At 73.1% G+C, this 26483-nt stretch carries 25 protein-coding genes; 12 read left to right on the forward strand and 13 right to left on the reverse strand.

From position 1 onward, the window contains the following. Positions 1-109 precede the first annotated feature (109 nt). The 3 genes from ACWEPX_RS04330 to ACWEPX_RS04340 all read right to left on the reverse strand — a co-directional run bounded on the left by ACWEPX_RS04330 (position 110) and on the right by ACWEPX_RS04340 (position 4551). On the reverse strand, positions 110-1108 hold the full coding sequence (locus tag ACWEPX_RS04330) for a hypothetical protein (RefSeq protein WP_451895641.1): 999 nt from the start codon (positions 1106-1108) through the stop codon (positions 110-112). A gap of 422 nt (positions 1109-1530) precedes the next feature. Further along, entirely contained in the window at positions 1531-2544 is a 1014-nt protein-coding gene (locus ACWEPX_RS04335) for a WxL protein peptidoglycan domain-containing protein (protein ID WP_451895642.1), read from the reverse strand. A 60-nt stretch (positions 2545-2604) separates the two neighbouring features. Beyond that, the gene (locus ACWEPX_RS04340) at positions 2605-4551 is read right to left on the reverse strand and encodes a fibronectin type III domain-containing protein (RefSeq protein ID WP_451895643.1); all 1947 of its coding nucleotides are present in this window, start codon (positions 4549-4551) and stop codon (positions 2605-2607) included. Between the two features lie 307 nt (positions 4552-4858). Here ACWEPX_RS04340 and ACWEPX_RS04345 point away from each other — a divergent pair, with 307 nt between their 5' ends. Further along, on the forward strand, positions 4859-5344 hold the full coding sequence (locus tag ACWEPX_RS04345; protein WP_451895644.1) for a hypothetical protein: 486 nt from the start codon (positions 4859-4861) through the stop codon (positions 5342-5344). 57 nt (positions 5345-5401) lie between these two features. Here ACWEPX_RS04345 and ACWEPX_RS04350 read toward each other — a convergent pair whose 3' ends face one another. The 6 genes from ACWEPX_RS04350 to ACWEPX_RS04375 all read right to left on the reverse strand — a co-directional run bounded on the left by ACWEPX_RS04350 (position 5402) and on the right by ACWEPX_RS04375 (position 11675). Next, positions 5402-5851 carry a lamin tail domain-containing protein gene (locus ACWEPX_RS04350; RefSeq protein WP_451895645.1) on the reverse strand — a complete coding sequence of 150 codons (450 nt, stop codon included), beginning with the start codon at positions 5849-5851 and terminating at the stop codon, positions 5402-5404. A 169-nt stretch (positions 5852-6020) separates the two neighbouring features. Continuing rightward, positions 6021-6221: a hypothetical protein gene (locus ACWEPX_RS04355; RefSeq protein WP_451895646.1), complete on the reverse strand. Its 201-nt coding sequence runs from the start codon at positions 6219-6221 to the stop codon at positions 6021-6023. Between the two features lie 198 nt (positions 6222-6419). Further along, entirely contained in the window at positions 6420-7292 is an 873-nt protein-coding gene (locus ACWEPX_RS04360; RefSeq protein WP_451895647.1) for a hypothetical protein, read from the reverse strand. Then, positions 7289-8587: a hypothetical protein gene (locus tag ACWEPX_RS04365; RefSeq protein ID WP_451895648.1), complete on the reverse strand. Its 1299-nt coding sequence runs from the start codon at positions 8585-8587 to the stop codon at positions 7289-7291. The genes ACWEPX_RS04360 and ACWEPX_RS04365 overlap by 4 nt, the downstream gene beginning before the upstream one ends. Next, positions 8580-8876, reverse strand: coding sequence for a DUF6403 family protein (locus ACWEPX_RS04370; RefSeq protein WP_451895649.1), 297 nt, complete (start codon positions 8874-8876; stop codon positions 8580-8582). The genes ACWEPX_RS04365 and ACWEPX_RS04370 overlap by 8 nt, the downstream gene beginning before the upstream one ends. 111 nt (positions 8877-8987) lie before the next feature. Next, positions 8988-11675, reverse strand: coding sequence for a helix-turn-helix transcriptional regulator (locus ACWEPX_RS04375; RefSeq protein ID WP_451895650.1), 2688 nt, complete (start codon positions 11673-11675; stop codon positions 8988-8990). Positions 11676-11803: 128 nt separating this feature from the next. Between ACWEPX_RS04375 and ACWEPX_RS04380 the strand changes: the two genes are divergently transcribed. The 5 genes from ACWEPX_RS04380 to ACWEPX_RS04400 all read left to right on the forward strand — a co-directional run bounded on the left by ACWEPX_RS04380 (position 11804) and on the right by ACWEPX_RS04400 (position 18142). Further along, positions 11804-12454: a CatB-related O-acetyltransferase gene (locus ACWEPX_RS04380; protein WP_451895651.1), complete on the forward strand. Its 651-nt coding sequence runs from the start codon at positions 11804-11806 to the stop codon at positions 12452-12454. Then, on the forward strand, positions 12451-13299 hold the full coding sequence (locus tag ACWEPX_RS04385; RefSeq protein ID WP_451895652.1) for a Vgb family protein: 849 nt from the start codon (positions 12451-12453) through the stop codon (positions 13297-13299). The genes ACWEPX_RS04380 and ACWEPX_RS04385 overlap by 4 nt, the downstream gene beginning before the upstream one ends. Before the next feature lie 596 nt (positions 13300-13895). Next, a complete protein-coding gene (locus tag ACWEPX_RS04390) occupies positions 13896-15707 on the forward strand; it encodes a S8 family serine peptidase (protein WP_451895653.1) in 1812 nt (603 codons plus the stop codon). Positions 15708-15784: 77 nt separating this feature from the next. Then, positions 15785-17056, forward strand: a complete 1272-nt coding sequence (locus ACWEPX_RS04395) for a helix-turn-helix domain-containing protein (RefSeq protein ID WP_451895738.1) — start codon at positions 15785-15787, stop codon at positions 17054-17056. Positions 17057-17122: 66 nt separating this feature from the next. After that, positions 17123-18142 carry a ferric reductase-like transmembrane domain-containing protein gene (locus ACWEPX_RS04400; RefSeq protein ID WP_451895654.1) on the forward strand — a complete coding sequence of 340 codons (1020 nt, stop codon included), beginning with the start codon at positions 17123-17125 and terminating at the stop codon, positions 18140-18142. Here ACWEPX_RS04400 and ACWEPX_RS04405 read toward each other — a convergent pair. After that, positions 18105-18995 carry an MFS transporter gene (locus ACWEPX_RS04405; protein ID WP_451895655.1) on the reverse strand — a complete coding sequence of 297 codons (891 nt, stop codon included), beginning with the start codon at positions 18993-18995 and terminating at the stop codon, positions 18105-18107. The two genes, ACWEPX_RS04400 and ACWEPX_RS04405, sit on opposite strands and share 38 nt — an antisense overlap. A gap of 172 nt (positions 18996-19167) precedes the next feature. On the opposite strand from ACWEPX_RS04405, the gene ACWEPX_RS04410 reads away from it, so the two are divergent. The 3 genes from ACWEPX_RS04410 (at position 19168) to ACWEPX_RS04420 (ending at position 20989) form a co-directional block, all read left to right on the forward strand. Next, positions 19168-19977 (forward strand): DinB family protein, encoded by an 810-nt coding sequence (locus ACWEPX_RS04410; RefSeq protein ID WP_451895656.1) that lies wholly within the window; start codon positions 19168-19170, stop codon positions 19975-19977. Positions 19978-20002: 25 nt separating this feature from the next. Further along, positions 20003-20428 carry an RICIN domain-containing protein gene (locus tag ACWEPX_RS04415; RefSeq protein ID WP_451895657.1) on the forward strand — a complete coding sequence of 142 codons (426 nt, stop codon included), beginning with the start codon at positions 20003-20005 and terminating at the stop codon, positions 20426-20428. A gap of 129 nt (positions 20429-20557) precedes the next feature. Next, positions 20558-20989 carry a hypothetical protein gene (locus ACWEPX_RS04420; RefSeq protein WP_451895658.1) on the forward strand — a complete coding sequence of 144 codons (432 nt, stop codon included), beginning with the start codon at positions 20558-20560 and terminating at the stop codon, positions 20987-20989. A 54-nt stretch (positions 20990-21043) separates the two neighbouring features. Here ACWEPX_RS04420 and ACWEPX_RS04425 read toward each other — a convergent pair whose 3' ends face one another. From ACWEPX_RS04425 to ACWEPX_RS04435, 3 genes are all read right to left on the reverse strand, one after another. Continuing rightward, positions 21044-22270: a hypothetical protein gene (locus ACWEPX_RS04425; protein WP_451895659.1), complete on the reverse strand. Its 1227-nt coding sequence runs from the start codon at positions 22268-22270 to the stop codon at positions 21044-21046. 5 nt (positions 22271-22275) lie between these two features. Beyond that, entirely contained in the window at positions 22276-22842 is a 567-nt protein-coding gene (locus ACWEPX_RS04430) for an RNA polymerase sigma factor (protein ID WP_451895739.1), read from the reverse strand. 578 nt (positions 22843-23420) lie between these two features. After that, positions 23421-23558, reverse strand: coding sequence for a hypothetical protein (locus tag ACWEPX_RS04435; RefSeq protein WP_451895660.1), 138 nt, complete (start codon positions 23556-23558; stop codon positions 23421-23423). A 5-nt stretch (positions 23559-23563) separates the two neighbouring features. On the opposite strand from ACWEPX_RS04435, the gene ACWEPX_RS04440 reads away from it, so the two are divergent. From ACWEPX_RS04440 to ACWEPX_RS04450, 3 genes are all read left to right on the forward strand, one after another. Continuing rightward, complete coding sequence (locus tag ACWEPX_RS04440) at positions 23564-23902, forward strand: sigma factor-like helix-turn-helix DNA-binding protein (RefSeq protein ID WP_451895661.1); 339 nt, start codon at positions 23564-23566, stop codon at positions 23900-23902. A 41-nt stretch (positions 23903-23943) separates the two neighbouring features. Next, positions 23944-24879: a CU044_5270 family protein gene (locus ACWEPX_RS04445; protein WP_451895662.1), complete on the forward strand. Its 936-nt coding sequence runs from the start codon at positions 23944-23946 to the stop codon at positions 24877-24879. Positions 24880-25895: 1016 nt separating this feature from the next. Next, a complete protein-coding gene (locus ACWEPX_RS04450) occupies positions 25896-26234 on the forward strand; it encodes a hypothetical protein (protein ID WP_451895663.1) in 339 nt (112 codons plus the stop codon). The last annotated feature ends 249 nt before the right edge of the window (positions 26235-26483 follow it).

Genomic DNA, 26483 nt, shown 5'->3' on the forward strand with positions numbered 1-26483 from the left:
CGCCACCGCAGACCCCGCAGCGGCACCGCGTTGGTCCGCCTGCTCGCGTGCGCCGTGATCTGGACCGGTGTCCTCCTCATGGCCCGGTGCCGCCGTCGGTGATCCGCGATCAGGCGGGCGGCAGCGCGGCCCCCGGCGGCAGGCGCAGCAGCCGCCGGATCTGCTCGGCCGCGGCCTCGTCGACGTCGACCAGCAGCGCCAGCGCCCGGTGCCAGGCGTCCTGGCCCGGCCGGTGCTCACCGCGCTCCCAGCGCACCCGGCCCGCGGCGACCAGCACGTCCGCGTGCTCGCGCGGGTCGATCACGCCTGCGTGGTCGGTGAAGGCCGCATCGGCCCGCTGCCAGTGCTCCAGGGCCGCCTCCGGCCGACCGGCGCGGCGCATCAGGTCCCCGATCATCGCCGACGTCCGGGCCGCGGCGAGCACCTGCCCGCGCCCGCGGTGCACGTCGAGCAGCACGAACGCGGCGTCGAGCGCCCGCGCCCACCGGCCCGACGCGCTGAACAGGTCCACCAGCTCCAGCAGCGTCCGGTCGGTGCGGCCCTCGTCGTGGACGGCCTGCCACACCTCCAGCGCCCGCACCAGCTGCGACTCGGCCAGCACCACGTCCCCGGCCGCGGCGCACACCCGCCCGGCGCGCTCCAGCAGCGCCCCCAGCCGCACCGGGTTGCCCGACGCCCGCCCGGCCCGCTCCCCGAACCCCGCCAGCCGCCGCCGCCAGCTCCCGTCGTCGCGCAGCGCGGGCTGGCCCGCGGTGACCTCCCACAACCGGCCCACCAGCTCGCACAGCCGGCCTGCGGCATCCCCGCTCAGATCCCACGACAGCACGTCCTCGACCACCGCGCGCGCCCGCCCGACCACCCACTCGCGCAGCTGGCCGCCGTCGGCCTCGTCGATCAGGTGGTCGACCAGCCGGGCGCGGGCGTGCTCCAGCTCCGCCACCGGCAGGGGCGCACGCGGGGCGTACCAGCCGGGCTCGACCGCCTCCACCGCCCCGACCCGCGCCAACTGCGTGAGCACCACGGCGACCTCCGCCTCCGCCTCGTCCGCCATCGCCGACACCAGCGCCGCAGACAACGGCGCGTTGACCGCACCCAAGCACCTCAGCACCGCAACCTCACCCGCGACACGCCCCCGACCGGACCGCAAACCATCCTCACCCACCGGAAACCACTCCTCGGCCCAGGTACCCCTCGATGACCAGACACCCGCGGTCAGCTGCCTCCCTCACCTCCGCCACTGCGGCCCACCTCCATCATGCGCGACCTGCCACAGCCTGAGAACCCACCAAGCAGACGACGGCGCCCGACCGCCGCAGACCGGACATGATCTTGGTAGCGGGGGGCCGGGGCCCGCTACAGAACAAGACCTGCCTCACAGATAGTGCCGGTCAGCGGGTGCGCAGGGCAGGGGCTTCCGAGGTGGGAAGCCCCTGGTGGAAAGGATTGCGGAGCTGGTCGAGATGGTGGGGCTGTGCCCCGATCGGGTGGTCGCGGGTGTTGTGGGCCTGACGTGTCCGATGTGGACGCACCTCACTCCGCGGTGGCGCCTCCGCGCGCTTCCGCGACCGCCTCGGCGATCCGGCGCTCGGTGGCCGCGGCCCGCCTGCGGGCGCGCACCCGCAGCAGCACGACCAGCCCGACCGCGGCGACCAGCAGGGCCAGCAGCGTCCACGGCACGGCCCACGTGCTCGCCGTCGCCGTCACCTCGGCAGGCTGGGCGGTGGCCGAGTTGTCCTCCACCACCAGCACGAGCTTGACCGCCGCCTCCAGCCTCAGCAGCGGGGCGACATCGGCCACCGGGACGGAGAAGTCCAGGTGCGAACCGGGGAGCAGCTCGGGGACGGTCAGCGCCTGCTCCCGCCCGCCGAGCCCGAACAGGCCCTCGACGCGGACCTGCTGCTCGGCGCTCACCCGCAGGTTGCCGGTGTTGGCGACGCGGAAGGAGACCGTCGCCGAGCCGAGCCCGAACGGGTTCGTCGTGCCGTGGTAGTCCACGACCAGGTTCTCCACCGCCAGGGCGGGCGCGGCCTCGCCGGACACGCGCAGGTGGATGCGGCTGCCCAGCCGCCGGTCCACGGTCACCCCGTCGGCCTGCTCGGCCACCGCCAGCGAGGTCAGGATGCCCCCGCTGTGGTCGCCGGGCTCGGCGTCGGCGGGCACCGCGATGGTGAACGGCACCTCGACCGCGCCCCGGGCCGGGATCTCCACCCGCTCCCGCGCCGGGGTGACCCACGCGCCCAGGTCGACCGAGCGCTGCCCGCGCGGCAGCACGTCGAGCTGTCCGCTGGCGGTGGTGAACCCGTCGGCGGCGTAGACGAGCAGGGTGATGGGCCGGTCGCCGCGGTTGGTGATGGCGATGGCGTCGCGGATGGTGCTGCCCGGGTCCGCGACGTAGCTGTAGTTGGGGCGGCTGGCGCCGAACTCGGCGCTGTCCGCCGGGCGCACCCCCCACGTCACCGGGTCGTCGGCCTGCGCCGTGCCGGGCAGCACCAGCGCGAGCGCGGCGATGACGAGCGCGAGCAGCAGGCGGGGGATGCGGGACATCGGATCTCCAGGGAAGGGGTCGGTGGGGCGGTGCGGGGTGCACCGCCCCACCGGGGTGGGTCAGCCTAGGGCGGTCAGGGTGAGGGTCGCGCGGTAGGTGCCGTCGGCGACGGTCACCGGCAGGCGCAGGTCGAGGTCGGCCCGCAGGACCGACGAGCCGCCCGCGTGCCCGGCCGGGGCGCTGCCGAGGGTGGCCGATTCCGCCAGACCGCTGCCGGAGACGAAGCCGGACGCGACGGCCGCACCGGCGACCGCGCCGCCGTTGTTCTCCCCGAGCGAGGGCGACCAGCCGAGGTACTTGCCGCTGAACGTGCGGCCCGCCGAGGTGAAGTCGCCGACCTGGCCGGACAGCGACCACTGCGGCGCGTCCCAGCGGGTGTCGGTGACGCGCACCGGGTTCAGCGCGCCGGTGGCGGCGAAGTGGTCGCCGTTCTGCGCGGCGGTGCCGAGGTCGACCACGCCGTTGCCGCCGTCGATGCTCCACACCAGCTCGCCCGGGGCCCGCTCGGGCACGGTGACCTTGATGCGCTGCTCGTTGTCGGCGACCGGCGCCTCGACGTTCGCCTCGGTGACGTACTTGGTGCCGTTGCGCTTGGTGATGGTGAAGGAGTCGAACAGGTCGCCGACCTTCTCCGGCTCGGGCGAGTCGGCCTTCTTCTCCGCCACGTAGGAGCGGTAGGTGACGGTGTCGCCGTTGACCGAGATCACCTGGTAGGTGGTCACGCCCTGGCCGCGGCGGACCTGGGTGGCGCCGTTGCGGGTCCACACGTTGTCGTTGGCCGGGGCCAGCGTGTAGTGCTTCGCGCCGGAGTTGCTGACCGCGTACACCGGGCCGTTGGTGACGCCCGGGGTGTCGGTGGCGTTGCTGTTGTTGTAGCCGCGGGCGTAGGTGTGGTCGTGGCCCATCAGCACCAGGTCGATGTTGCGCTTCTGGAACACCGGCACCCAGTTGCTGCGCAGGACCGGCTCATCGCGCCCGGTCGAGGTGCTGTAGACCGGCTGGTGGAAGGTCACGACCGACCACTTGCCGGGGTTCTCGGCCAGGACCTTGTCCAGCCACGCGGCCTGGAACTCCACCCACAGCGGGCCGGGGGCCGGGCAGTCCACCGCGCACGAGGGCAGCGACGGCGGGCGCAGGTAGCCGGTGTTCTGGGTGGCGTTGAGGGTGATGAAGCGGACGCCCTGGAAGTCGCTGAAGTAGACCGTCTCCTTGGCCACGTTCTCCCAGTGGGCGAAGTAGGCGGCGGTCTGCTTGGCGGCGTCGGAGTCGCCCTTGGCGCGGTCGGCGAGCGCGCCGATGGTGGCCAGGCTCGGGTGGTTGGCCGGGTACTCGAAGTTCATCTTCCAGTTCCGCAGCGCGCCGTCGCCGGTGTACTCGTGGTTGCCGGGCGCGGCCAGCACCTGCGTGGTGGCGGCGCTCTCGCCCATGCCGTTGAACCAGCTGGTCCACTGGACCTGGTTGCTGGTGTCGATCAGGTCGCCCGCGTGCACGCTGCCCGCGGAGTTGGGCGCCTTGGCGTTGGCGGCGGCGACGACGGCGGGCCAGGTGGAGTCCAGGCCGATCTGGGCGTCGCCGTAGTAGATGAACTCGAAGGGCTTGGCGCCCTTGGCCGCGGACCGGAACGACCGCCACTTGCTCCACTGGTCACCGGAACCGACGCGGTACTCGTACGCGGTGTCGGCGCTCAGCCCGGTGGCGGTGGCCGAGTAGTGGGTGTAGTCGACGCCGTTGAGGCTGCTGGTGTCGACCGCGGTCGCCGCGATCTGCACCACCTCGCCGCCCGCGGCGCGCAGCTGGACGACGCCGCCACCGTGGTCGGTGCTGCGCCAGGTGAAGCTCTGCGAGTCGAACGGCGTCTGCGTCGGGGTGAGGATCACCCGGCTGACGTTCGGCGTGTCGGCCGCTGCCGGGAGCGCGACGGCGAACGAACCCGCCATCACCGACCCGATGACGGCGACGGCCAGCGCAGCGCGCACGGCTCTGCGGTTCGGCTGCTGGGGAGACATGCTGGGGAGTGCTCCTTTGCTCGGGGTACTGCACCGCCGACGCTCGCAAGCCCCACCAACCAGTTGAGGAACGCTCAGGAAACTGCCGGTGTCTTTCCCAGGACAGCTGCGCATTTCCACCACTGTGGACGAACGGCGCAGGAGCGGACACCGGATTCCCCCACGCACCGCGACCGCGCAAGGCCCTCTGCGTGACGCCCGGGCGTGACCACCGCCACGCGGATGCGTTGTCGCTCTAGGAGATCGGACGGTCACCCGAGCCGGAAATCGAGCTGCGCCCGGCTTTCCCGCCCGCCATGATCACCGCATGTCGGATCTCCGCTGGGACGAGGTCAAGCCCTTCTTCGACCCGTACTCGATGGGCGCCCTGCCGGACGTGTACGTCCAGGACACCTCGGCGCAGGACTGGCACACCGTGTTCGACCTGATCGAGGCGCGGGGCTGGCGGTGCGAGCTCCACCAGGGCGACGAGGTGCTGCCGCTGTCCGCCGCCCCGGCCGTGCTCGCCCGCCAGAGAGGCGACGACGCCGTGGCCCTGAAGGTCTGGCCCGTGCCACGCCTGCTCGCGATCTTCCGGCTCATGCACCCCTCGATGATCGACTTCGACATCGATCTGCGCGAACTCCAGGGGCAGGGCGGGGTCGACGTCCTCTGCGCGTTCCTCACCGAGATCGGTCGCGCGGTGGGCAAGCCGGTGGTCATGACCTCCGAAATGGGTTGCCTGGAGCACCCGGTCCTCGGCTTCGACCCGGTGTCCGACCGCGTCGTCCTGATGGCCGACCCGCAGGCCTGACGTTCCGCTCCGCGACGCGGGGGGAGGCTGCTCGCCTCCCCCCGCGCGCGTGTCACCTCAGCGGCAGTGCTTGACCGTGCCGCCCCGGCCCCAGCTGCACGTGGAGACGGTCGTCCCCGCTGCGTTGCGGAGGTAGGCGGTGTCACCGTCGTTGTTCCAGACGTACCAGGTCTTGCCCCAGTAGCGCGTGGTCGCGTTGTTGGTGCCCTTGCCGGTGCGGACGTAGAGGTACTTGCCCGCCCCGATCGTGGTCGCCGGGAACTTGTAGACGTGGTTCTGCTTGTCCCGCAGCGTCCACCCGGTGATGGTCTTGGCGCTGCCCGAGGTGTTCTTCAGCGCGATGTACTCCCCGTTCAGACTCGCATTGCCACCCCGATCAGCCCCCGGCGAGTCGTACTGGGCGTTCCAGACAACAACCCCACCAGCAGCATTCGCGGCGGTCGCACCGGCGAGCCCGAGAACGGCGGACATGACGGCCACGGTGACCGCGGCAGTCCCTTTGCGCATCAAGGTGTTCCTTTCATGATCAGGTTCAGCGGGAGTGTCGGCCGAGCACCCCCAACTGTTACCGACCAATTCGCGGTCGCGGCGCCTGACCCTCACCGCGGCCCTGTGCGGGCAACCCCGGTGCGCAGACCGGCCCCGGTCGCAGATGACCGGGGCCGGTGGTGGTGGTCTAGTCCTCCTGCATGTTGAGGTTGATTCCGATGCCGCCTGCGGGCGGCTTGATCTTCTGCAGGAGGTCGTCGTCGGCTTGGAGGGTGATGGATTGGCCTGCGCCGAGGACGAAGTCCTCGGCGGAGTCGTTGCGCAGGCCGATGCCGGGTTTGCCGTCTTCCTGCACGGCGTACAGCTGCAGGCCGAAGTGGTCTTCCATGGGTGCCTCCCGAGGTTCCGTCGCGCCCCCGAGGCTCCTCTCCGTGCGGGCGCCGTCGCTAGCGGAGTCCCCCAATCAAGCGACGGGGTGAAGCCACTGGCAGTTGTCGGTGCGGGCGTCGCGGCTGGTGCGCCGGGCGGACTTGGCCGGTTGCCGCCGGAGTGGCCGTCCCAGGCGCTTGGCGTGTGCGCCTTCCTGTTACGCCAGCTCGCCCGCCCGGGCCGTCATCTCCCGGACGCGGGTGAGCAGGATCGGGTCGGGTGGGCCTTCGGTGGTGGCGATGTCGGCGGCCAGCTTGGCGTAGTCGGAGGCGAGTTCGCGGAATGCGCGTCGGGATGTCGGGGTGTGGGGGCCGCCCGCGGTGTCGATGGCGATGATGCGCTGGGCGAGGGTGGCGGCTTCGGCGTTGAGGGTGGCGCGGTCGTCGGCCTGGCGCTGGCGTTCGTCGCGGTGCTCGGCGGCGAGGCGGCCTGCGCGGCGGGCGGCGAGGTAGGCCAGGGCCGCGCCCGCCAGGGTCGCGGCCACGGCGGCGGCCGCGATCAGGTAGCGGGGCAGCGGCGGGCTGATCGTGCGCGGGCCGTCGGGGACGATGCCCGCCTTCACCAGCAGGTCGTAGTTCACCGCGATGATCTTGAGCGCGGTCAGCGGCGCGTCGGCGAACTCGTCGATGCCGCTGCTGATGCGGGCCTCGGCGACGAAGCTCTTGCCGAAGTTCTCGTCGTCGCCGCCGGGGAACTGGGCGCAGCCGTAGGTGTCGTACTCGTCGTCGGCGCGGCTGAGCAGGAGCACCAGCATCCCGTCCGCGGCCGAGCCGACGTCGTCGCACCCCTCCCGCAGGTCGGCCCCGGGTTCGAGGAACACCACGACCAGCTTGCGGTTGCCGATGATCCGCTCGGCGGCGGGCTCGTCCAGCTCGACGCCGGGGGCCGCGGCGATCGAGGACGTGCGGGCCTGGGCGGCCAGCGCGCTGTCGAAGGCGCCGCCGCTGGCCAGCGCCCAGCACACCAGCGCGAGGCAGCCCAGCACGGCCACCCCGAACGGGGACTTGACGAACGTGGCGGTCCGCTTCACGAGATCCCCCCGGCGAGGTAGACGCCGGGCCGGTAGTCGGCGCGGCCGAGCTTGCGCGCCGCGGTCTCCAGCTCGCGCTCGGCGTCGGCGAGCAGCTTGCGGACGTGGCGCTCGGGCAGGTTGTCGTCCAGCGCGCCGCGCGCGGCCTGGAGGTGGGTGATCGCCCGCACCAGCGCGGGGTGCCGGGACAGCGCCGACATCTCGATCGCCAGCGTGGTCAGCCCGGCGATGCGCGCCACCAGGCCGGTGGGCGTGGTCGCCGGGCGGGGCCGCGCCCGGACGGTGAGCACGAGGAAGGCCAGGACGCACGCCGCGAACAGCCAGGGCAGCGCGGGCAGCGCCACCCGCAGCGGGTCGAACGGCTGGTAGGGGAGCGGCCGGTCGAACAGGCCCGAGTAGCGCACGTCGGCGAGCCGGTCGAGGTAGGCGCGCAGCACGTTGTCCTGCGGGTAGTCGCGCTTGCTCAGCAGGTCGCCGGACTGGGCGTAGAAGCTGCCGGAGGCCACCTCGGTCACCTCGTCGGCGTGCGGGCCGTGGTACTCGACCCAGTTGCCGTAGGCCACCAGGACCGGCCGGTCGGGGAACAGCCCCGTGAGCGCGGCCCCGTACCGGGGCACCGGCTTGTCCAGGCCCTGCTGCGGGAACGCGGCCACCAGCGCCCCGTCGCTGTTGGCGGGCAGCGCGGTGAGCGTCGAGCCGGGCGCGGCGTGGAAGCCCTTGGCGCGCAGGTCGGCGGCCACCGCGTCGACCTCGGCCGCGGTCGGCTCGCGCCAGTCGACCTCGTTCGGGTCGTCGGCGGGGTCCGGCAGCTCGCGCAGCTTGGCGGCCAGCAGGGCGATCTGCCCGGTGACGTCGCCGGTGGTGAACTGGTCGCGCCAGCCCGCCTGGTCGTTGCTGACGGCCTGGTAGATGCCCCCGCTGACCGAGGTCCCGACCACCCGGATGTCGGCCTCCTCCACCTCGCGGATGAGCTCGTCCTGCTCCTCGGTCAGCCCGGGCGGGGTGACCAGGATGCGCAGGTCGCCGAGCACCTCGCCGACGCGCGCCGCGTCCCACTGGGCGACCGAGCCGGGCAGGCGCACCACCGGGTCGCGCCGCAGCATCGCCGCCAGCTCGTCCTTCGACGGCAGCTCGACGGCCGGGCCGCTCGGCGAGCCCACGCCCTTGCCCGACGACGGCGACCGCCCGTAGCTGACGTCGAAGTCCCCGCTCCGCTGGGCCGCGATGAACACCAGCAGGAGGACCACCGCCGCGCCGAGCAGGACCCACCGCGCCACCGAAACCGCTCTACTCACCCGCAGCCCTCCGCCACATCCGGTCCGCTGCCCGCGCGCACCGCTCGGCCTCCTCGGCCGCCCGGTGCCCGCCGCGCGCCGCGGTGATCAGCTCCGCCCGCCGCAGCAGCTCGTCGGCCTCGCCCACCTCGACCGGACAGGCGTCCCGGCTGATCGCGGCGGCCTCGACCGCGGCCCGCGCCGCCGACCACGCCGTCCGCGCGCGCAGCGCGCCTGCCCGTCGGGCGGGGCCGTACACGGCCCAGAACCCGGCGATCAGCAGCACGACCAGCCCGCCGGCCCACACCATCCAGCTCAACCGTTCCTCCGATCGGATGATGGGCCGATTGTGCCTCCCGGCCTACAGCGGGGTTGTCCGGCGTGTCCATTTCGTTGCACGCCGGACGACCGGGGGCCGCCGTCACCCGGTCAGGGCGGCCAGTTCGGTCCGCGCGCTCACGCCGAGCTTCGGGTACGCCTTGTAGAGGTGGTAGCCGACCGTCCGCGGGCTGAGGAACAGCTGCGCGGCGATGTCGCGGTTGGACAGCCCGCGCGCGGCGAGGCGGACGATCGTGCGCTCCTGCGGGGTGAGGGCGGCCAGCGCCCCGGCGCCGGGCTCGGGCACGGCCGTCCCGGTCGCGTCCAGCTCGGCGCGGGCGCGGCGGGCCCACGGGGCCGCGTCGAGCCTGCGGAAGTCCTCGAACGCCGCCCGCAGCTGCGTCCTGGCCTCGGACCTGCGGCGGGAGCGGCGCAGCCACTCGCCGTGCAGGAGCGCGGTCCGCGCCCGGTCGAACGGCCGGTCGCCGGGGTGCAGGGCCAGCGCGGCCCGGTACAGCTCCGCCGCGTCGTCGTCAGCGGCGAGCAGCGCCCGGCAGCGCAGCACGAGCGCCTCGATCCACGGCTGGCCGGCCGTCCGTGCCCAGCCGTCGAGGCGGGCTAGCGGCTCGGCGGCCGCCTCCGGCCTGCCCAGCCGCACGGCCGCCTCCACCAGGTCGGGGACGCTGCGGACGCCGGGCAGCTGGTGCCGGACCGGGCCGCCGTGCGGGGCGGACAGCCGGGCCAGGGCCGACTCCCACCGGCCGTGGCCCAGGTCGAGCAGGGCCAGCGCCCACTGCGCCCAGGACAGGCCCGCGGGCGGCGCGTCCGGCTCCGGCGCGGCGAGCGCGTCGTCGGCGAGGTCGTGGCAGGCCCGCTCGTCGCCGGACACCGCGGCGAGGTAGGCCAGCACGCCGCTGGTCTCGGCGATCCACTGCCGGTGCCCCAGCTCGCGCGCGATCCGCAGCGCCTCGCCCGCCTCGTCGGCGGCCTCGGCGTGCCTGCCGAGGAAGGCCGACGACCGGGCGGCGCAGGCCAGCACCGGCGGCGTCCGGCCGATCCACCCCTGCTCGCGGCACCGGGCCAGCAGCGCCCCCGCCACCGCGCGCGCCTCGCCGTCCTGCCCGGCGACCTGCAGGCTGGTGGCCGCGACCAGGATCGTCTCGTGCGGGCCGCCGTACCCGCCGCGCCGGGCGGCATCGACCCGCTCGGCGCGGGTCTGCGGGTCCGGCTCGCCCCGGCCGATCGCCGAGCGCACGGCCCAGGTCAGCAGCCGGGCGACGGGCGTGAGCGGGTCCTGCGGCGGCAGCGGGAGCGCGTCGAGCCGGTCGGCGCTCTCGGCGGTCTCGCCCTCGCCGATGTACCAGGCGGCGTGCACGGCGTCGAGCAGGATGCCCGCCGCCCGCGCCGGGTCCGGGGTGAGCGCGGCGGCCTCGGTCAGCAGCGCGCGGGCCGTGCGCAGCGAGCCGCGGTGGAACGCCGCCGCCGCGCGCACCCGGATGGCGCGGACCGCGGTGGCCGGGTCGGCCGGGCGCGCCAGCCCGGCGAGGTCGGCCATGCGCTCGACGTCCCCCTCCTCGGCGGCGGCCTCGGCGGCCAGGACCAGCCTGCGCGCGCGGTCCTCGGCCGACGGGCTCAGCCGGGCGGCGCGCTCGTAGGCCGCGGCCGCCGCGGCGTACCCGCTGCGCGTGGCGGCCCGCTGGGCCGTGCCCTCCAGCTCCGCGGCCACCGCCTCGTCCGGCCCACCGGCCACCGCGGCGCGGTGCCACGCCCGCCGGTCGGCGTCCTCGGGCCGGTCCAGCGCCTCGGCCAGCGCGGTGTGCACCACCAGCCGCAGGCTGACCGGCGCGGCCTGGTACACCGCCGAGCGCACGAGCGGGTGGCGGAAGCGCACGGTGCGGGCGTCCACCCGGATCAGCCCGGCGGCCTCGGCGGGCACCAGGTCGGCCGGGCCGCAGCCGAGCCGCGCGGCGGCGCGCAGCAGGACCGCCCGGTCGCCGGTGTCCTCGGCGGCGGCGACGAGCAGCAGGCGCGCGGTCGCCTCGGGCAGCCGCCGCGCCTGGTCGAGGAACGCCGCCTGCACCGCGTCGGTCATCGGCAGCGCCGCGTCCGCGGCGACCGGGCCGCGCTCGGCGATGGCGGCGGGCAGCTCCAGCAGGGCCAGCGGGTTGCCCCGGGCCTCGGCGAGCACCCGGTGCCGGTCGGCCGGGCCGAGCGCGGCGGCGTGGTCGGCCAGCACCTCCGCGGCGGCGGTCGCGTCGAGGCCGGTCAGCGCCAGGTGGGGCAGCCCGGGCGCGGTGAACCCGGTCCGGGCGGCGATGATCAGCGCCACGCCCTCGGCGTCGAGCCTGCGCGCGGCGAACAGCAGCGCCTCGGTGGAGGCCCGGTCGAGCCACTGGGCGTCGTCGACCAGGCACAGCACCGGCCCGCCGTCGGCGTGCTCGGCCAGCAGCGAGAGGACGGCCAGGCCGACCAGCATCCGGTCGCCGGGCTCGGCCGGGGCCAGCCCGAAGGCCCCGCGCAGGGCCCGGGCCTGCGGGCCGGGCAGGGCGTCGACCCGGTCGAGGGCCGGGCGCAGCAGCAGGTGCAGCCCGGCGAAGGGCAGGTGCGCCTCGGACTCGACCCCGGTGCTGCGCACGACCCGCACCTCCTCGGCCGCCGCGGCGTGCTCCAGCAGGGCGGTCTTGCCGATGCCGGGCTCCCCGGTGATGAGCAGGCACCCGCTGCGGCCCGCCCGGCAGCCCGCCAGCAGCCCATCGATGACCGATATCTCCGCACCCCGACCGCGCAACACGGCCCGACAGTACTTAACCGACCCCGCACGACCCCCGCCCAAGTACCGGGGCGTGACGGATTCCGCATCGCGCGCCGACCCCTAGCGTGGTGCTCGAAGCACGCCTTCCCGACACCAGGAGTGGACAGTTGACACCGGACCCCGCGACCCTGCACCCCTTGCCAGCGCATGACCGGGTCGTGTTCCTCAAACCGCTGATCACCTCGCCCGCCATCGAGGTCGGCGAGTACACCTACTACGACGACCCGGACGGCGCGACCGCGTTCGAGCAGCGCAACGTGCTCTACGCCTACGGCCCCGAACGCCTGGTCATCGGCAAGTTCTGCGCGATCGCCGCCGGGACGCGGTTCCTCATGGCAGGCGCGGAGCACCCGACGATGGGCGTGTCGACCTACCCGTTCACCATGTTCGGCGGCGAGTGGGCGCAGCGCACGCTCGACGTCGTGACCGGCATGCCCAGCCGGGGCGACACGGTCGTGGGCAACGACGTGTGGTTCGGCTACCAGTCCACGGTGCTGCCCGGCGTGCGCATCGGCGACGGCGCGATCATCGCCGCGGGCGCGGTCGTCACCGCCGACGTGCCGCCGTACGCGGTCGTCGGCGGCAACCCCGCCCGGCCCATCCGGCAGCGCTACGCCGACGCCGACGTCGAGCGGCTGCTGCGGGCCGCGTGGTGGGACTGGCCGGTCGAGGCCGTCACCGAGCACGTGCGCACGATCATGACCGGCGACCCGGCCGAGATCGAGCGCATCGCCGCGGGTCTGGCGGCGAACTCGTGATCGAGGAGTTCCCCGTCGAGCCGGGCGGCCCGTACGCCCTCACCACCGGGCCGGACGCGGCGCTGTGGTTCACCCTCGTCCACAGTGGAGCGATCGGGCGCCTGATCCCCGGCGCCGAGCCCGAGTACCACCGTCTCGACCCGGGATGCGGCCCGACCGTGATCACCACCGGACCCGATGGGGCCCTCTGGTTCACCGAGTACCGCGGCAACCGCATCGGGCGGATCACCACCGGCGGCGCGATCGCGGAGTTCCCCGTGGGCGACGGCCCGTTCGGCATCACCGCGGGCCCCGACGGCGCGCTGTGGTTCACCGAGACCGCCGCCGACCGCATCGGCCGCATCACCACCGACGGGCAGGTCACCGCCTTCCCGCTCCCTGGCGCGTTCCCGTCGGCCATCACCGCGGGACCGGACGGCGCGCTGTGGTTCACCATGAACCAGGCCAACGCCATCGGCCGGATCACCGTCGACGGCGCGGTGGCCGTCCACCCGCTGCCCACCCCGGGCGCCGCGCCCGTCGGGATCACCGCAGGCCCCGACGACGCCCTCTGGTTCGTGGCGATCGCCGCGGGCCTGGTCGGCCGGATCGACGTCGACGGGCGGGTGCGGGAGTTCCCGCTGCCCGACCGCGCAGGCCGCCCGCACGCCATCACCGCGGGCGCGGACGGCCTGCTGTGGTTCACCGAGTGGGGCGGCAACCGCGTCGGCTCCATCACCGCGGACGGCGCGATCACCGGCTACGACCTGCCCACCCCCGGCTCCGAACCGCACGGCATCGCCACAGGCCCGGACGGTGCGGTGTGGACGGCACTGGAGTTCGGCGCCTTGGCCCGCATTGCCTGAGCGCGAGGCTGCGCCACCTGCGTCCGTGCCTTGCCGCGGTTTGCCTGCCGCGGTGACGCGACATCGTGGTGGACGGGGCTGGAGTTCGGTGCTTGGCCCGCGTCTCCTGAGCGCGAGGCTGCGCCACCTGCATTCGTGCCTTGCCGCGGTTGCTTGCCGCGGTGACGCGACATCGTGGTGGGTGGGGCTGGAGTTCGGTGCCTTGGCCCGCGTCTCCTGAGCGCGAGGCTGCGCCACCTGCATCCGTTCCTTGCCGCGGTTTGCCTGCGGCCGTGACGCGACATCGTGGTGGGTGGGGCTGGAGTTCGGTGCCTTGGCCCGCATTGCCTGAGCGCGAGGCTGCGCCACCTGCATCCGTTCCTTGCCGCGGTTTGCCTGCGGCCGTGACGCGACGTCGAGGGCAGGCGGGCCAGGTGGTCACGCCCGGTGAGGGTTCCGGGCCGTCGTTTGCCGGTTCCTTGCGCGACGTTGCCCGCCCTTCGGCGCGGCTGCGACGGTTCGCCCACCCGCGCCCCGGCGCGGTCGGCGCGCTCGACCACCCTGCCTCGGGCGCGCCAGCAGCCCCTCCCAGCGGGCGGGTCGAGTGAGGAGAACCGATGCACGACAACATCCGGCGCGCCGTGATCGCGGCCGCGATCGCCGCGCTGCCGCTGGCGCTGGCGCCCGCCACCGCGCACGCCACCGGCGAGATCCGGTCGGCTGGCGGCCCGACCGCCGTCCCCGACTCCTACATCGTCGTCCTCAAGGACAACGCGGTCGCGGCCGTCGAAGCGCGGGCCGAGGCGTACGGCGGCACCGTCACCCACACCTACCGGGACGCGCTGCGCGGGTTCGCCGTGTCGCTGCCCGAGGCGGCGGCGCGGCGGCTGGCCGCGCACCCCTCGGTCGCCTACGTCGAACAGGACCACACCGCGCAGCTGCTCGACACCCAGTCCCCGACCCCGTCGTGGGGCCTGGATCGCGTCGACCAGCGCGCCCTGCCCCTCGACAACTCCTACACCTACCCCACCAACGGGGCAGGCGTGCGGGTCTACATCCTCGACACCGGCGTGCGCGTGTCGCACAACGACTTCGGCGGTCGCGCGGTGCACGGGCGCGACACCGTGGACGACGACGATGACAGCAGCGACTGCCACGGCCACGGCACGCACGTGGCGGGCACGGTCGGCGGCGCGGCCCACGGCATCGCCAAGGGCGCGACGCTGGTCGCCGTGCGGATCATGAACTGCCAGGGCTCGGGCCAGTGGAGCGACATCATCGCGGGCATCGACTGGGTGGCCGCCGACCACGACCCGGGCGAGCCCGCGGTGGCCAACATGAGCATCGGCGGCGGCAAGTACCAAGCGCTCAACGACGCGGTCACCGCCGCCATCCGCGACGGCGTCACCTTCGCGGTGGCCGCGGCCAACGACAACGCCGACGCCTGCACCAAGTCCCCCGCCAGCACCCCGGACGCGATCACCACCGGCGCCACCGACCGCGCCGACAAGCGCGCGTCCTTCTCCAACTACGGAAGCTGCCTGGACCTGTTCGCGCCCGGCGTGGGCATCACGTCGACGTGGTGGACCGCCGACGACGCCACCTCCACCGCCAGCGGCACCTCGATGGCCTCCCCGCACGTGGCGGGCGTCGCGGCGCTGATCACCGCCGCCCACCCGGGGTACACCCCGCAGCAGGTGCGCGACGCGATGGTCGCCGACGCCACCTCCGGCGTGGTCACCGACCCCCGCGCGGGCTCGCCGAACAAGCTGCTCCACGTCGACGCGGGCGCCCCGGCCGAGGACGACTTCGCGGTGTCGGTCTCGCCCGAGTCCGGCGCGACCGACCCGGGCGGCGCGGTGACGGCCACCGTGTCGACCAGCACCGTCTCCGGTGACCCGCAGACCGTCGCCCTGGCGGCCAAGGGGCTTCCCGACGGCGCGACCGCGGAGTTCACCCCCGAGTCGGTGACCTCGGGCGGGTCCTCCACGCTGGCGATCCGCACCACCGCGGCCACCCCGGCGGGCACGTACCCGGTCACCGTCAACGGCGTCGGCACCGACGCGACCCGCACCGCCACCTTCACCCTGACCGTCAACGGCACCACGCCGCCCACCGGCTGCGCGGGCCGCGAGACGGTCAAGACCGGCAGCCTGGCGACCGGTGGCAACGCCTACCAACCGGACGGCGGCTACTTCCACACCGCGGTGCCGGGCGCCCACGTCGGGTGCCTCGACGGCCCCGCGGGCGCGGACTTCGACCTGTACCTGCAGAAGTGGACGGGATACGCCTGGTCGACCGTCGCCAGCTCCACCTCGCCCGGCCCGGATGAGGAGCTGACCTACACGGGCACGGCGGGCTACTACCGCTACCGGGTCCACTCCTACAGCGGCACCGGCGCCTACACCGTCGGCTACGACGCCCCCTGACCGGGAGCCCGCCCGGCCGTGCCTTCCGGCCGGGCGGGCTGCCCGCTACGGTCGCGCCCGAGGACGGGAGGCCGGACATCGACACCAGCGGATTCGGCGGCGCGCTCAAGCACTGGCGCACGCTCGCGGGCCTGTCCCAGGCCCGGCTGGCCGCCGAGCTGGGCTACCACCACAGCGTGGTCAGCCGGTGGGAGTCGGGGGAGCGGCAGCCCCCGGCCGAGCTCGTCCAGCGCATCGACGCGGTCGTGGGCGCGGACGGGCGGCTGGCCCGGCTCCACGCCGGGGTCGCGGTCGTGCCGCTGCCCGGTGATCCCGGTGTGGTCGGCGTGGCCTGGGAGCCCGCGCACTGGCCCGCCCGCCTGCCGCACCACGGGCTGACCTGCCCGCTGCACGGCGACGACGGCTGCGCCGTCCCGCCTGCCGACGCGGCGGTGGCGGTCCGCGCCGCGTTCGCCGCGGGCGACACCGGCGGCGACGTCATCCACGTCCTCGCCGCCGAGCTGGCCGTGTACGCGCGCATCGGCGACGAGCACGGGCCGGTCGGCATCGACGCCGCCGTCGAGGCCGTCCTGCACCTGATCGTCCGCGCGCTGACGCCCGCCCCCGCGGCCCGGCCCGCGCTGTTCCACCTCGCCGCCCGCTACGCCGCCCTCGCAGGCCAGCTGCGCACGCTGTCGGGCCAGCACGGCGCGGCGATGGCCTGGTACGGCAAGGCCCTCAACTGGGCGACCCGGTGCGACGACGCCGGGCTGCGCGCCGCGCTGCTGTGCGACATGAGCTCCCTGGCCCGGCTGGAGGACGACGGCCGCAGCGCGGTGGCCTACGCCGACGCGCTGCCCGCCATCGCCCCCGACCGGGCGTGGACCTCCGCGCTCGCGCACCTCTACCGCGCCCGCGGCCACGGCATCCTCGGCGACCCGCGCGCGACCAGCGCTGACATCACCGCCGCCCGCCGCCACCTCGACCGCGCCACCGCCGACGACGAGCGGGAAGCGCCCTGGCTGACCGACGTGCACGTCGAGTCCGGCATCGGCGCCGCCCTGCGCGACGTCGCCGCGGCCACCGCCGACCCCCGCCCCGCCCGCGCCGCGATCGCCGCCACCGAGCACGCCATCGCCGTCGTGCCCGCCCACCTGCGCCCGGCCGCCGTCCTGCTGGCCCTGCGCCTGGCCGACTGCTACGCCTGCGCCGGTCAGCCCGAGGCCGCGGTCGCCATCGCCACGCCCGTGCTCGCCGAGGCCGCGGCCATCCCGATGAGCACCGTCGGCCGCGAGCTGCGCGTCCTGCGCCTGCACCTGGCCGCCCGCTGGCCCGCGCTCGCGCCGGTCCGCCGCTTCCTCGGCCGGTGACCGGGAACTCCGGGGTGCTGCGGGACGACCATCCCCTCTGACAGTCGCTCAGGGGATGGGGTGCCGATGGCCGAGCTCAGAACCGGTTCCTTCGATTGGCGAGGGTTGCGGGCGGATCTGCGCGCCGCGGTGCCCGACGCGAGCTTGGGGCTGGTGGTCACCGGCGCCATCTTCTGGTGGTTGTACGCCCGGGTCGAGAACGGCACCTCGCCCAGCATCGTGATGATGCCGCCCTTCGAGCACGCCGCCGACTACTGGTGGTACTGGCTGTGCCAGGCTTTCGGCTGGTCAGCGCTGTTATGGGCGTATGTGGCGGTCGTGTTCGGCCTGCTCAGGTCGGGCCCGCGCCCACCGTGGCGCTGGCTGTCCGCGGCCCGCGTCGAGAAGTGGCACCGGACCACGAGCCTGACCACGATCGGCCTGACGTTCCTGCACATGGTCACGTTCTTCGCCGCCGAACTCCAGACCAACTTCGACGCCCAACCCGCGGGCGAGCTGGTGCGCGACTCCCTGCTCAAGGTGTTCGTCCCCGGCGCCTACGCCACGGGAACCGGCCGCGTGGCCATCTTCCTCGGCCTGATCGCCTTCTACCTGGCGATCGTCCTGGGCCTGGTCTTCTACCTGCGCCACACCACCGGCTCCCGCCTCTGGCGCGCCCTGCACCGCTTCACCATCATCGTCTACGCCCTCAGCGTCTGGCACACCCTCCTCTACGGCACCAACGTCTGGTTCGACGGCTCCTTCCGCACCCTCGTCTGGGCCCTGCAGATGCCCGTAGCCGCCCTGCTCCTGCTCCGCCTCCTCTCCCCATCCCGCCCCAGCGAACGCCTGAACCTCCGCGTCCCCCGCCGATCCCCCCGCACCCTCCCCGTCACCGCCCGCGTAGCAGGCCGCTTGGCCGCCGCAGCAACGATCGCCGCCCTCCTCGCCGTCATCCTCACCGGCGCCGACGGCGGCCGAACCCCCCACTCCCACACCTCCACCCCCTGGCCCGACCGCTGGATCATCTGGCTCGCCCTCCTGCTCCTCACCCTCACCCTGGTAACCGTCATCCACCGCCTACGCCCCCAACCACCCGAGAAGTAGCCCGCCGCACCACAGGCAGCGCCATCAACACCAATCCAGCAACGACGATCGTCGCCGAGATTCCCCACTGCACCCCCCGATACCCGACCTCCGCCGCAACCCAACCCGCCACGAGGTAGCCAAGCGGCACGGCGATCAACTCGCCGAACGTCATGTACGAGTGGACGCGACCAAGCAGCTCACCGGGCAGGTGCTGCTGGACGAAGGTGCTCCACGCGACGATCGAGATGTCCATCCCGACCCCGGCCACCACGGCGGCCGCGATGACGAGCCACAACGGCGCCTGGGCGGCCATCGCCAGGGCGGGCAGCGCCAGGGGGAAGCTCGCGGCGACGCACACCAGCAGCGGCCGGGACGGCTTCCACGTCAAGGCGCCGAGCGACCCGACCACCAGCCCCGCCGCGAAAGCGCCCTGGATCGCGCCCCAGGCCGGTCCACCCCCATAGGCATCGGCGGCCGCTACTGGCCCGAGGAGCTGGAAGCCCGCCATCCACGCCATGACGACCACGCTCCCGTGGAGGACGAACGCCAGCAGCCAGGGCCGCTGGCGGAACTCCATCCACCCGTCGGCGAGGTCCCGGAGAAACGTCACCCGCTTCTTCGGCACGCGCGCGACCCTCAACCGGGCGAACAACGCCGCCGAGGCGAAGAAGGTGGCGGCATCCCACGCCAACGCCCACGCCGGACTCGCCACGGCGATCACAACGCCGACCACGACCGGCCCGCCGACCTTGAAGGCGTTTACCGGCAGCCGGACCAGGCGTTCCCCTACTGCAAGTCCTCTGGCGGCACCAACGGCACCCCGCCGACGATCGCCAGGATCGCCTGGGGCGTGATGTTTCGCCGCCAGCACCACCGCCAGCGCGACCGGCTCGGTATCGCTGCCGGAGCCATCGAACTCCCGGCGACCGAGATGACCCTGCCGAGGAGGAACACGCGGAAGTCGCGGTGGGCGAGCGGTCCCCGAAGCACTGGCATGGCGTGGCCTTCCGTGAACGCCGGGCTGGTGGTGCATGCTCGCACCCGTGATCGATGACTTCGCCAAGGAATACCTGCACAACGACCTCCGGGAGGTCCGCGAGGTGATGCTCCGCAAGCTCGACGGCCTCTCCGAGTACGACATCCGCCGCCCCCTGACCCCGACCGGAACCAACCTCCTCGGCCTGGTCAAGCACCTGGCGCTCGCCGAGGCCCGGTACTTCGGCGAGGTCTTCAACCGCCCCTTCCCCACCCCCATCCCCCGCTGGGACGACCTCACCCAACGCGGCGCCGACCTGTGGGCCACCGAGCACGAAACCCGCGAGGAGATCACCACCCGCTACCGCCAAGCCTGCGCCCACTCCGACGAGACGATCACCACCCTCCCCATCGACGCCCCCGGCCACGTCCCCTGGTGGCCCCGCCCCAACGTCATGCTGTTCAACGTCCTCGTCCACCTGCTCACCGAAACCACCCGCCACGCAGGCCACGCCGACACCTCCGAGAGCAGTTGGACGGCCAAGTCGAGATGCCCCTTGAAGCCATGTCCCGCCGCGGCCAAGACGCCACCTACTGGCAAACCCGCCACGCCCAATCGAGCAGGCAGCCAGAGCAGCCGACCCCTCCTGACCGCCGAACAGAGGCGCGTTGAAGCATTTACTGAGATCCACAGTGGACTGCCGAGAGATCGGGCGCGAGCATGTCCCGTTCGACTGGGCAGAAGCCGCCTTCAAGCGCCGCTCACGTGCAGTTCCGCCCATCCGCTCTATCGAGTGCCCCGCCTCCCGGGATGGGGGATCGCCACGGGCGGGGGTGCGCCTGACAATGGCTTGGGGCTGGTCCAACCAGGACGCTAGGCCCATCCTTTGAGAGGAGACTGCCATGTCTCTACGCACCGTCACCGCTTCCCTCGGCACCGGCCTGCTCCTGCTCGGCCTCGGCCCGGTCGCCGCAGCTGAGCAGGGTGAATCCGTGCTCTCCCAGCAGTTGAGGAACGTCGCAACGGGATTCTGCCTGGATAGCAATACCAGCGGCAACGTCTACACTCTGGGCTGCAACGGTGGGAACTTCCAGCAGTGGAACATCAACTTCGGCGAAGTCCGCAACGTCGCCACCGGCTTGTGCCTGGACAGCAACACCAATGGCAACGTCTACACGCTCGGCTGCAATGGCGGGAACTTCCAGCGGTGGTCGATCAGCGGCGGCGAGTTCCGCAACGTGGCGACGGGGTTCTGCCTGGACAGCAACACCAGCGGCAACGTCTACACCCTGCGCTGCAACGGCGGGAACTTCCAGCGGTGGAGGTAGCCGCTGCTGAGCCCGGCTCACGAGCCGCGGGAGCACGATTGTGGACCAGCAGGCAGCACCCGATCCGCTGGTCGGCGCAACCTCGTAGGTAAGCACCTCCCGAACCCGTCGATGATCTACGGTGTGCGTGTGCGATTCGTGGACGTGCGCCGGCTGATGGTGGTGGGCGCGGCGGCGTTGCTGCTCGCAGGCTGCGGCGACGCGGCAACCGAGCTGGGAATCTCCCCCGACAGCGCTCCGGCGACGACCGCCGGTGGCGAGCAGCCAACGCCCGCCCGCGACGACGAAGCGGACACGCGATCCGTCGCCGAGCAGTACGCCGCCGCGCTCGACACCAACAACGAGACCGCGGCAACCAGCCTGACCTGCGACGGCACCGACGCAGGCGCACTGTTCCCCGCCTTCGGCGGCCTCGAACCCAACCTGCCGAACGAGGCCACGAAAGTCACCACCGTGCAGGTGTCGGGGGAGACAGCCACCGCCGAGCTCCTGCTCTACGGCGGCACGACAACCGCACTCTCCCTCGCCCGCAAAGACAACCGCTGGTGCGTGTCGTACTGACCGGGGGGCTCACGCCCCGGTCGGTTCAGGCCGGGCTCAGGTGAGCGCGCCGCTTCACCTCAACGGGCCCTGGTAGATGGTCGACCCGTCTGCGGCGTACACACGGCAGACAAGGCTGGTGACATCTGCGGCCGCGGGCAGGAGAAGCGCGAAGGTGCCGTTGGCGGCATCGGCCTCCACCACGTCGCCGTCAGGCAGTTCGACCTCCATCCGGACGGCCTCGCGGCTGGTCGTGCCCGCGATCAGCCGCTGACCGCCCACCACGGGGACGATGGGCGCGACCTTGACCCCGGCACCACCGGCAGGCGGCAAGGCGGCGAGGGCGATGAAGTCGGCGCGTTCCCCCTGCCGGAAGCAGGCGCCGACACCGTTGCCGTGGGTGGCGATCACCACCCTGGAGCCGTCCGCTCCCGCTGCCGTCGCCCCGGGCGTCCAAGACGCGGCGTCGGGCACGGCGCGGTGGTCCTTGGCCTGCTCGATGCACGCCCGAAGGAGCCGCTCGCGCTCCGATGAGCGGTCCATCGACGGCCCGGCGTCGACCAGTGGTGCCCCGGCCTTGGGCAGCACGCGCTCCGCGCCGCCGCCGTTGGGGCGGATCGTGGTCGCCGCGACCTTGTCCGGTGCGATCGGCGACAGGAAGGCGAAGATGCCGTCCTTGTGGACGACCTCGGCTTCGTAGCGGTCCCTGCTGGGCGCGGTGGTCGCCACCCGCGCCCCGGCCCACGTCGCGTCAAGGAGCCCGGCGACGGTGCCGTTGGGCGTGGTCAACAGGGCTGCGGTGCGCGAGCCCTCGACGTACGCCGGGGTCAGGGCGGGGTCGGACAGGCTCACCGCGGCCGCGGTGAGCTCGCAGACCAGCGGCGTGCCGGCGGCGCGCACGGCGGTCACCGTGACCAGCTCGTTGGTCACCTGGAACACCGCCGACCACTCGTCGCGGGGAGGGACCGACGCCCCGAGCCCGGTCGCGGCCGCCCAGCAGCGGTCGAGGCTCGCCGCAGCCCGGGAGGCGTCGAGCGGCGCCTCCGGGGAGATGCCGAGGGCGCGCATCGGCGCCCCGCCCTGGCCAGCCGCACCGATCACCTCCCCGCCCTGGTCCCCGCCGCCCCACATCCCGACCGCGCCGACCAGCAGGCCCGCCGCCGCGGCCGCCGCGCCCAGCACCGCGAGGCCGCGGCCCTTCCTCTCCTGCGGGATGGCCAGCACCCGCGCCGCCACCCGGTCGCGCACCTCGTCGGGAACCTCGCGCACCGCAGGCACCGCGAACTCAACCCGGTCGTCCATGCCCTCTACTCCCTCACCATGTTCCTGAGCTTGGCCCGTGCCCGCGACAAGGCAGAACGCACGGTTGTCTCACTGACCTGGAGAACCTCGGCGGCCGCACCCGCGGACAGCTCACCCAGCAGGCAGAGCTCGACCACCGCCCGCTGGGTGCCCGGCAGCCGCCGCACCGCCTCGATCAGCTCGCGTGCCCGGTCGACGTCGTGCAGCCGATCGACGACGGCGTCCGCGTGGTCGGCGACCACCGGCGGTTGCGGGATCCGACGCACCAGCCGAGACCGTCGCCGAGCCCCCCGCGCCTCATCGCGGGCCAGGTTGCCCACCACGGTGTAGAGCCACGGCAGCGCGCTCTCCCGTACCAGCGTCACCTCCGAGCGCCGCCGCCACGCCGTCATGAACGCCGCCGCCGCCAGGTCCTCGGCCACGTCCCACGAACCCGTCAACCGATAGGCGTAGTTCCACACCATCTTCAGGTGCCGGTGGAACAACTCGGCGAACGCCGGATGATCACCGGCAACCGCCCGACTCCACAACACCTGGTCCGACAGCTCCGCACCCGACGCCAGCCGCACCAGCACTCCCGCCCGCGAATCCCCGGTCACACCTGTATGTGGCCACCAAAGCCCTCGTGTTGCACGCAGCTCGCACTCAATCGGCCGCCGCTCTCCGAAGATGGCAGATCGTGCAGGCCGGCGTTGGTCGGGCGCGGTGCTCCTATGCTGTCGTCTCCGGATATTGAGGAGGCGCGCACTGTGGTGGCTGGTGACCTGGTGGCGATGGTCAACGAGCTGGCTCCGGCTGGCACCCGGCAAGCCACCCGCCGCGACGATGCCGCTCGACGCGGTGCCGGTCGATGAGCAGACACTCGGCGGCATCGGTGCAGGCCGCTGCATGCAGCCACGTCGAGCACGCCGAAGCCCGTGGCCAGAGCGTGACCCGGCTCGGCAGGGCCGCAGGCTGGCATGACGGCGCGCTCCTGCTCGGCCAGCTCCGCGGCGGTGGACTTCGAGAACCTGGTCTGCGCAGCGGGTCGAGGGCTACCGGGCCGGACCAACCCGGTGCCCTCGCGGCTATCACCCGGTTGTGCCTGAACTAACGGCAACGCGGTCATCCGCGCCTACGCCGACTGGGCGAAACCGCAGTTCGGTTGCCATCAGCAGGACTCGGCGATGAACGGCGTCACCTTGATCCAGGTGGTCCGCTTCGGCGCGGCCAGCAAGTCGCCGCCGACCTCCGCATGGCCGTTGACGCGATGAGACGCTGATCGCCCACCCGAGGTCAGCATGTTCATGCTTGGTGGCGGGGGACGGCAACTACACCCCGCTGGTGCAGCGGCTGCGGGAGTGCGGCGAGCTTGCTCTGCGGGTTGGCAGCCTTGCCGAGGATGCGGTCGAGGGTGATCCGGCGGTGGTGGTGGATCGACTCGTGCTCGCGGAGGCGTTCGACCGGTTGACCGAGCGGGACCAGGAGGTCCTGCGGCTTGTCGCCTGGGAGCAGCTGACCGCCGCCGAGGTGGCCGTGGTCCTGGGTTGCGCCCGGACGACGGCGGCCATGCGCATCTCCCGGGCAGGTCGCCGGCTGCTCCGGGCGTTGGACCTCCGCGTCGCCAATCCGATCGAGCAGGGAGTTCACTAGTGCGAACCCGGATGCGGGATCTTCTCGGTCCGCTGGACCCGATGCGGGATCAGCCCGCGGTGGAACCGCCGCCCCTGCCTGCGCGCGCGGCCTTCGAGCGCCCACGACCCGCGGTCGGCAGGCTGGTGCTCGCGGGCGCGACGGCGCTGGCCGTGGTCGTCGGCGTGCTGGTGTGGCAAGCCGCGGGACCGAACGTCCCCAGGGGCACGGCGGCCACGCCAGAGCCGTTGGTGGTCACCGCGCCCGCCGTGGCCACCTCCGCCGAGCAGCGCCTGGCTGAGCTGGCCCGGCTCGCGCGAACCTCGGGTGTTCCGGAGGCAGGCGAAACCACCGAGTACATCGAGATGCGCGCGTGGTACCTCAACAGCCAGGTGTCCGGGGGCAGCACGGTGTCCGCGGTCGTGCCGGAGATCCACCGGACCTGGCGGGCCGCCGACGGCTCCGGGCGTGCCGAGTGGGAGTGGGCCGAACCCGAGTTCCGCAACGACGCCGATCGCCGCGAGTGGGCCGCGTCCATCAGCGGAACCGAGACCGACGAATGGTCACCGGGGGAGCGCCCACCCACGTTCGGCCCCGCACGACCCCCAGCGACCGCGGACGACCTGGCCCGCTACCTGCACCGCCCGAACCCACCTGACGCGATCGGCCCGATCAAGACCTTCGTGGCCGTCCACGATCTGCTCCGCGAGCGGGTCCTGACACCGGCAGAGAGAGCCGCCGTCCTGGAACTGGTCGGCAGCCTACCGGGCGTGACCTACCAGGGAACGACAACGGACCGCATCGGCCGCGCCGCCGAGGTGTTCGCCATGGACTCCGACTACGCAGGCCTGCCCGCCCGGTACTCACTGCTGGTGTCGCCGGAGACCAACCAGATGCTCGGAACCGAAGAAACGCTCACCACAACACCAGGGGCGCTTGACGTGACCATCCCCGCCGTCATCAGCTACGAGACCTACGTGCGAGCCGACTTCCGCTGACGGGTGGTCGACCCACTCGCCGGTCGCCCGAGCTCCCCGCCGAGTGGCACTCCGGCGCCACTGGCCGCACCACCGCTGAAGCAGTCGGTGCACAGCCGGTTCCAGACCGAACCTGGGTGTACGTCCTCCTAGCGGCAGCTGTTCTTGTGATCCTGGGCGGTGCGTTCGCTTGGCGTCGCACGCTCTTTCGTGACTGGCCCGCCACCGCGGTGATCGTGGGAGCATGCGTCCTGGCGGCGGGGGTGTCGATCCTCCTGCTGCCGGACGAGGACGCGGTTGCTCAAGCCGCCGAACTGGGTTACGTGGTGGTCGACGCACCTGCAGGCGGCCCTGTGCGCTACGGCCCGGATGAGCGGTGGACGTTGGTTCCCTTCGCAGCTGGAGTCGGACTCGCAGCCGCCGTCGCCGTTTCATGGATACGCCATCGCGTTCGTGATCACAGCGGCCACAGCTAAATCAACTACTCGCTGATGTGCGGCTGGCCTTTCGTTCCAGCAGTGTGGGTTGCTTGAACCTGCTCGTGTGGCCGGGGGCGTATCCGACTCTGGTGGTTCCCGGCTGCAGCGCCGGTCCGGTCCGTCCTCGATGCTGTCGCGGTGCTGTAGGCCAGCTGTGGCCGTCCACGAACAAACTGGCAACCCGATAGCAGCAACCAGGTTTGCGCCGCCGTCGGCTGTTCTGCCTTGCCCATCGAGACATTCACCCGTCAGCCCTGACGAGGTTTACCGCACGTGCGGGCGAACTGGGCGGAGGATGCTCCGATTCCGCTGCATCTGCGCGCACGGCCGTACGGGTGAATTTCCGTTGCCCTTCAGGGCATTCTGGCTGCTAGGGGAGCAGGCCTGCGGTGCAGGTCCCGCGAGTGGTCGTGAACGCCTGACGTAAGGGCGCGCCAGCGGCACACTTGCGGTGTGGAGGTCATCGACCGACCACAATAGACAGAACAGGGGTGAAAGATGTTCGGGATAGCAAGGAAAGCGGCGGCGCTCGTCGGGATGATGGTTGTGGCAGGCGGTGTGGCCGCTGGACCCGCCGCCGCAGAGCCCGCCTCGGCGCTCAGCTGCTACGGCAGCGCCAAGTCGTTCAGCAAGCCGTCGGGCGTCCGGTGGTACCCGTCGGGCGGGGGGCACTTCACGACCACCTCCAACTGCGCGGACATCAACGTCAAGCTGAATGCGGGCCGATGGATCGCGGTGTGCTTCAAGCCCTCCAGCAGGCCGGAGTACTGCCAGTCGAACTACACCTGGGCGGCGGCGGGCCAGTGGACGGTGATTGCCACCGACGTTCTCGACGGCACCCGCTTCTACTTCGACTTCGACTCCACCGCCGCGGTGTCCGGCGTCTGGGCCGCGTGACCGGTTCACGTCCCTGGTGATCCGGGGTCGGGTGGCGCCGCCCGCCCCCGGATCACCCCCGCCACTGCTGCGATTGTCCATGCACCCGCGGGTGAACGGACCAGTCGCAGGGGAGTCGGCGGCCGGGCTAGGTCGGGGGTAGGCCAAGCCCAGGCTGCCGGCTCTGCTGACCGAGAGTTCTCGGCCCGGCAAGTTGCGCATCGGTTGCCGGGCCTCGCCCCAGGGGCCGGCTAGGACGGGGGCTAGCCG

The sequence above is a fragment of the Actinokineospora sp. NPDC004072 genome (assembly GCF_053604195.1).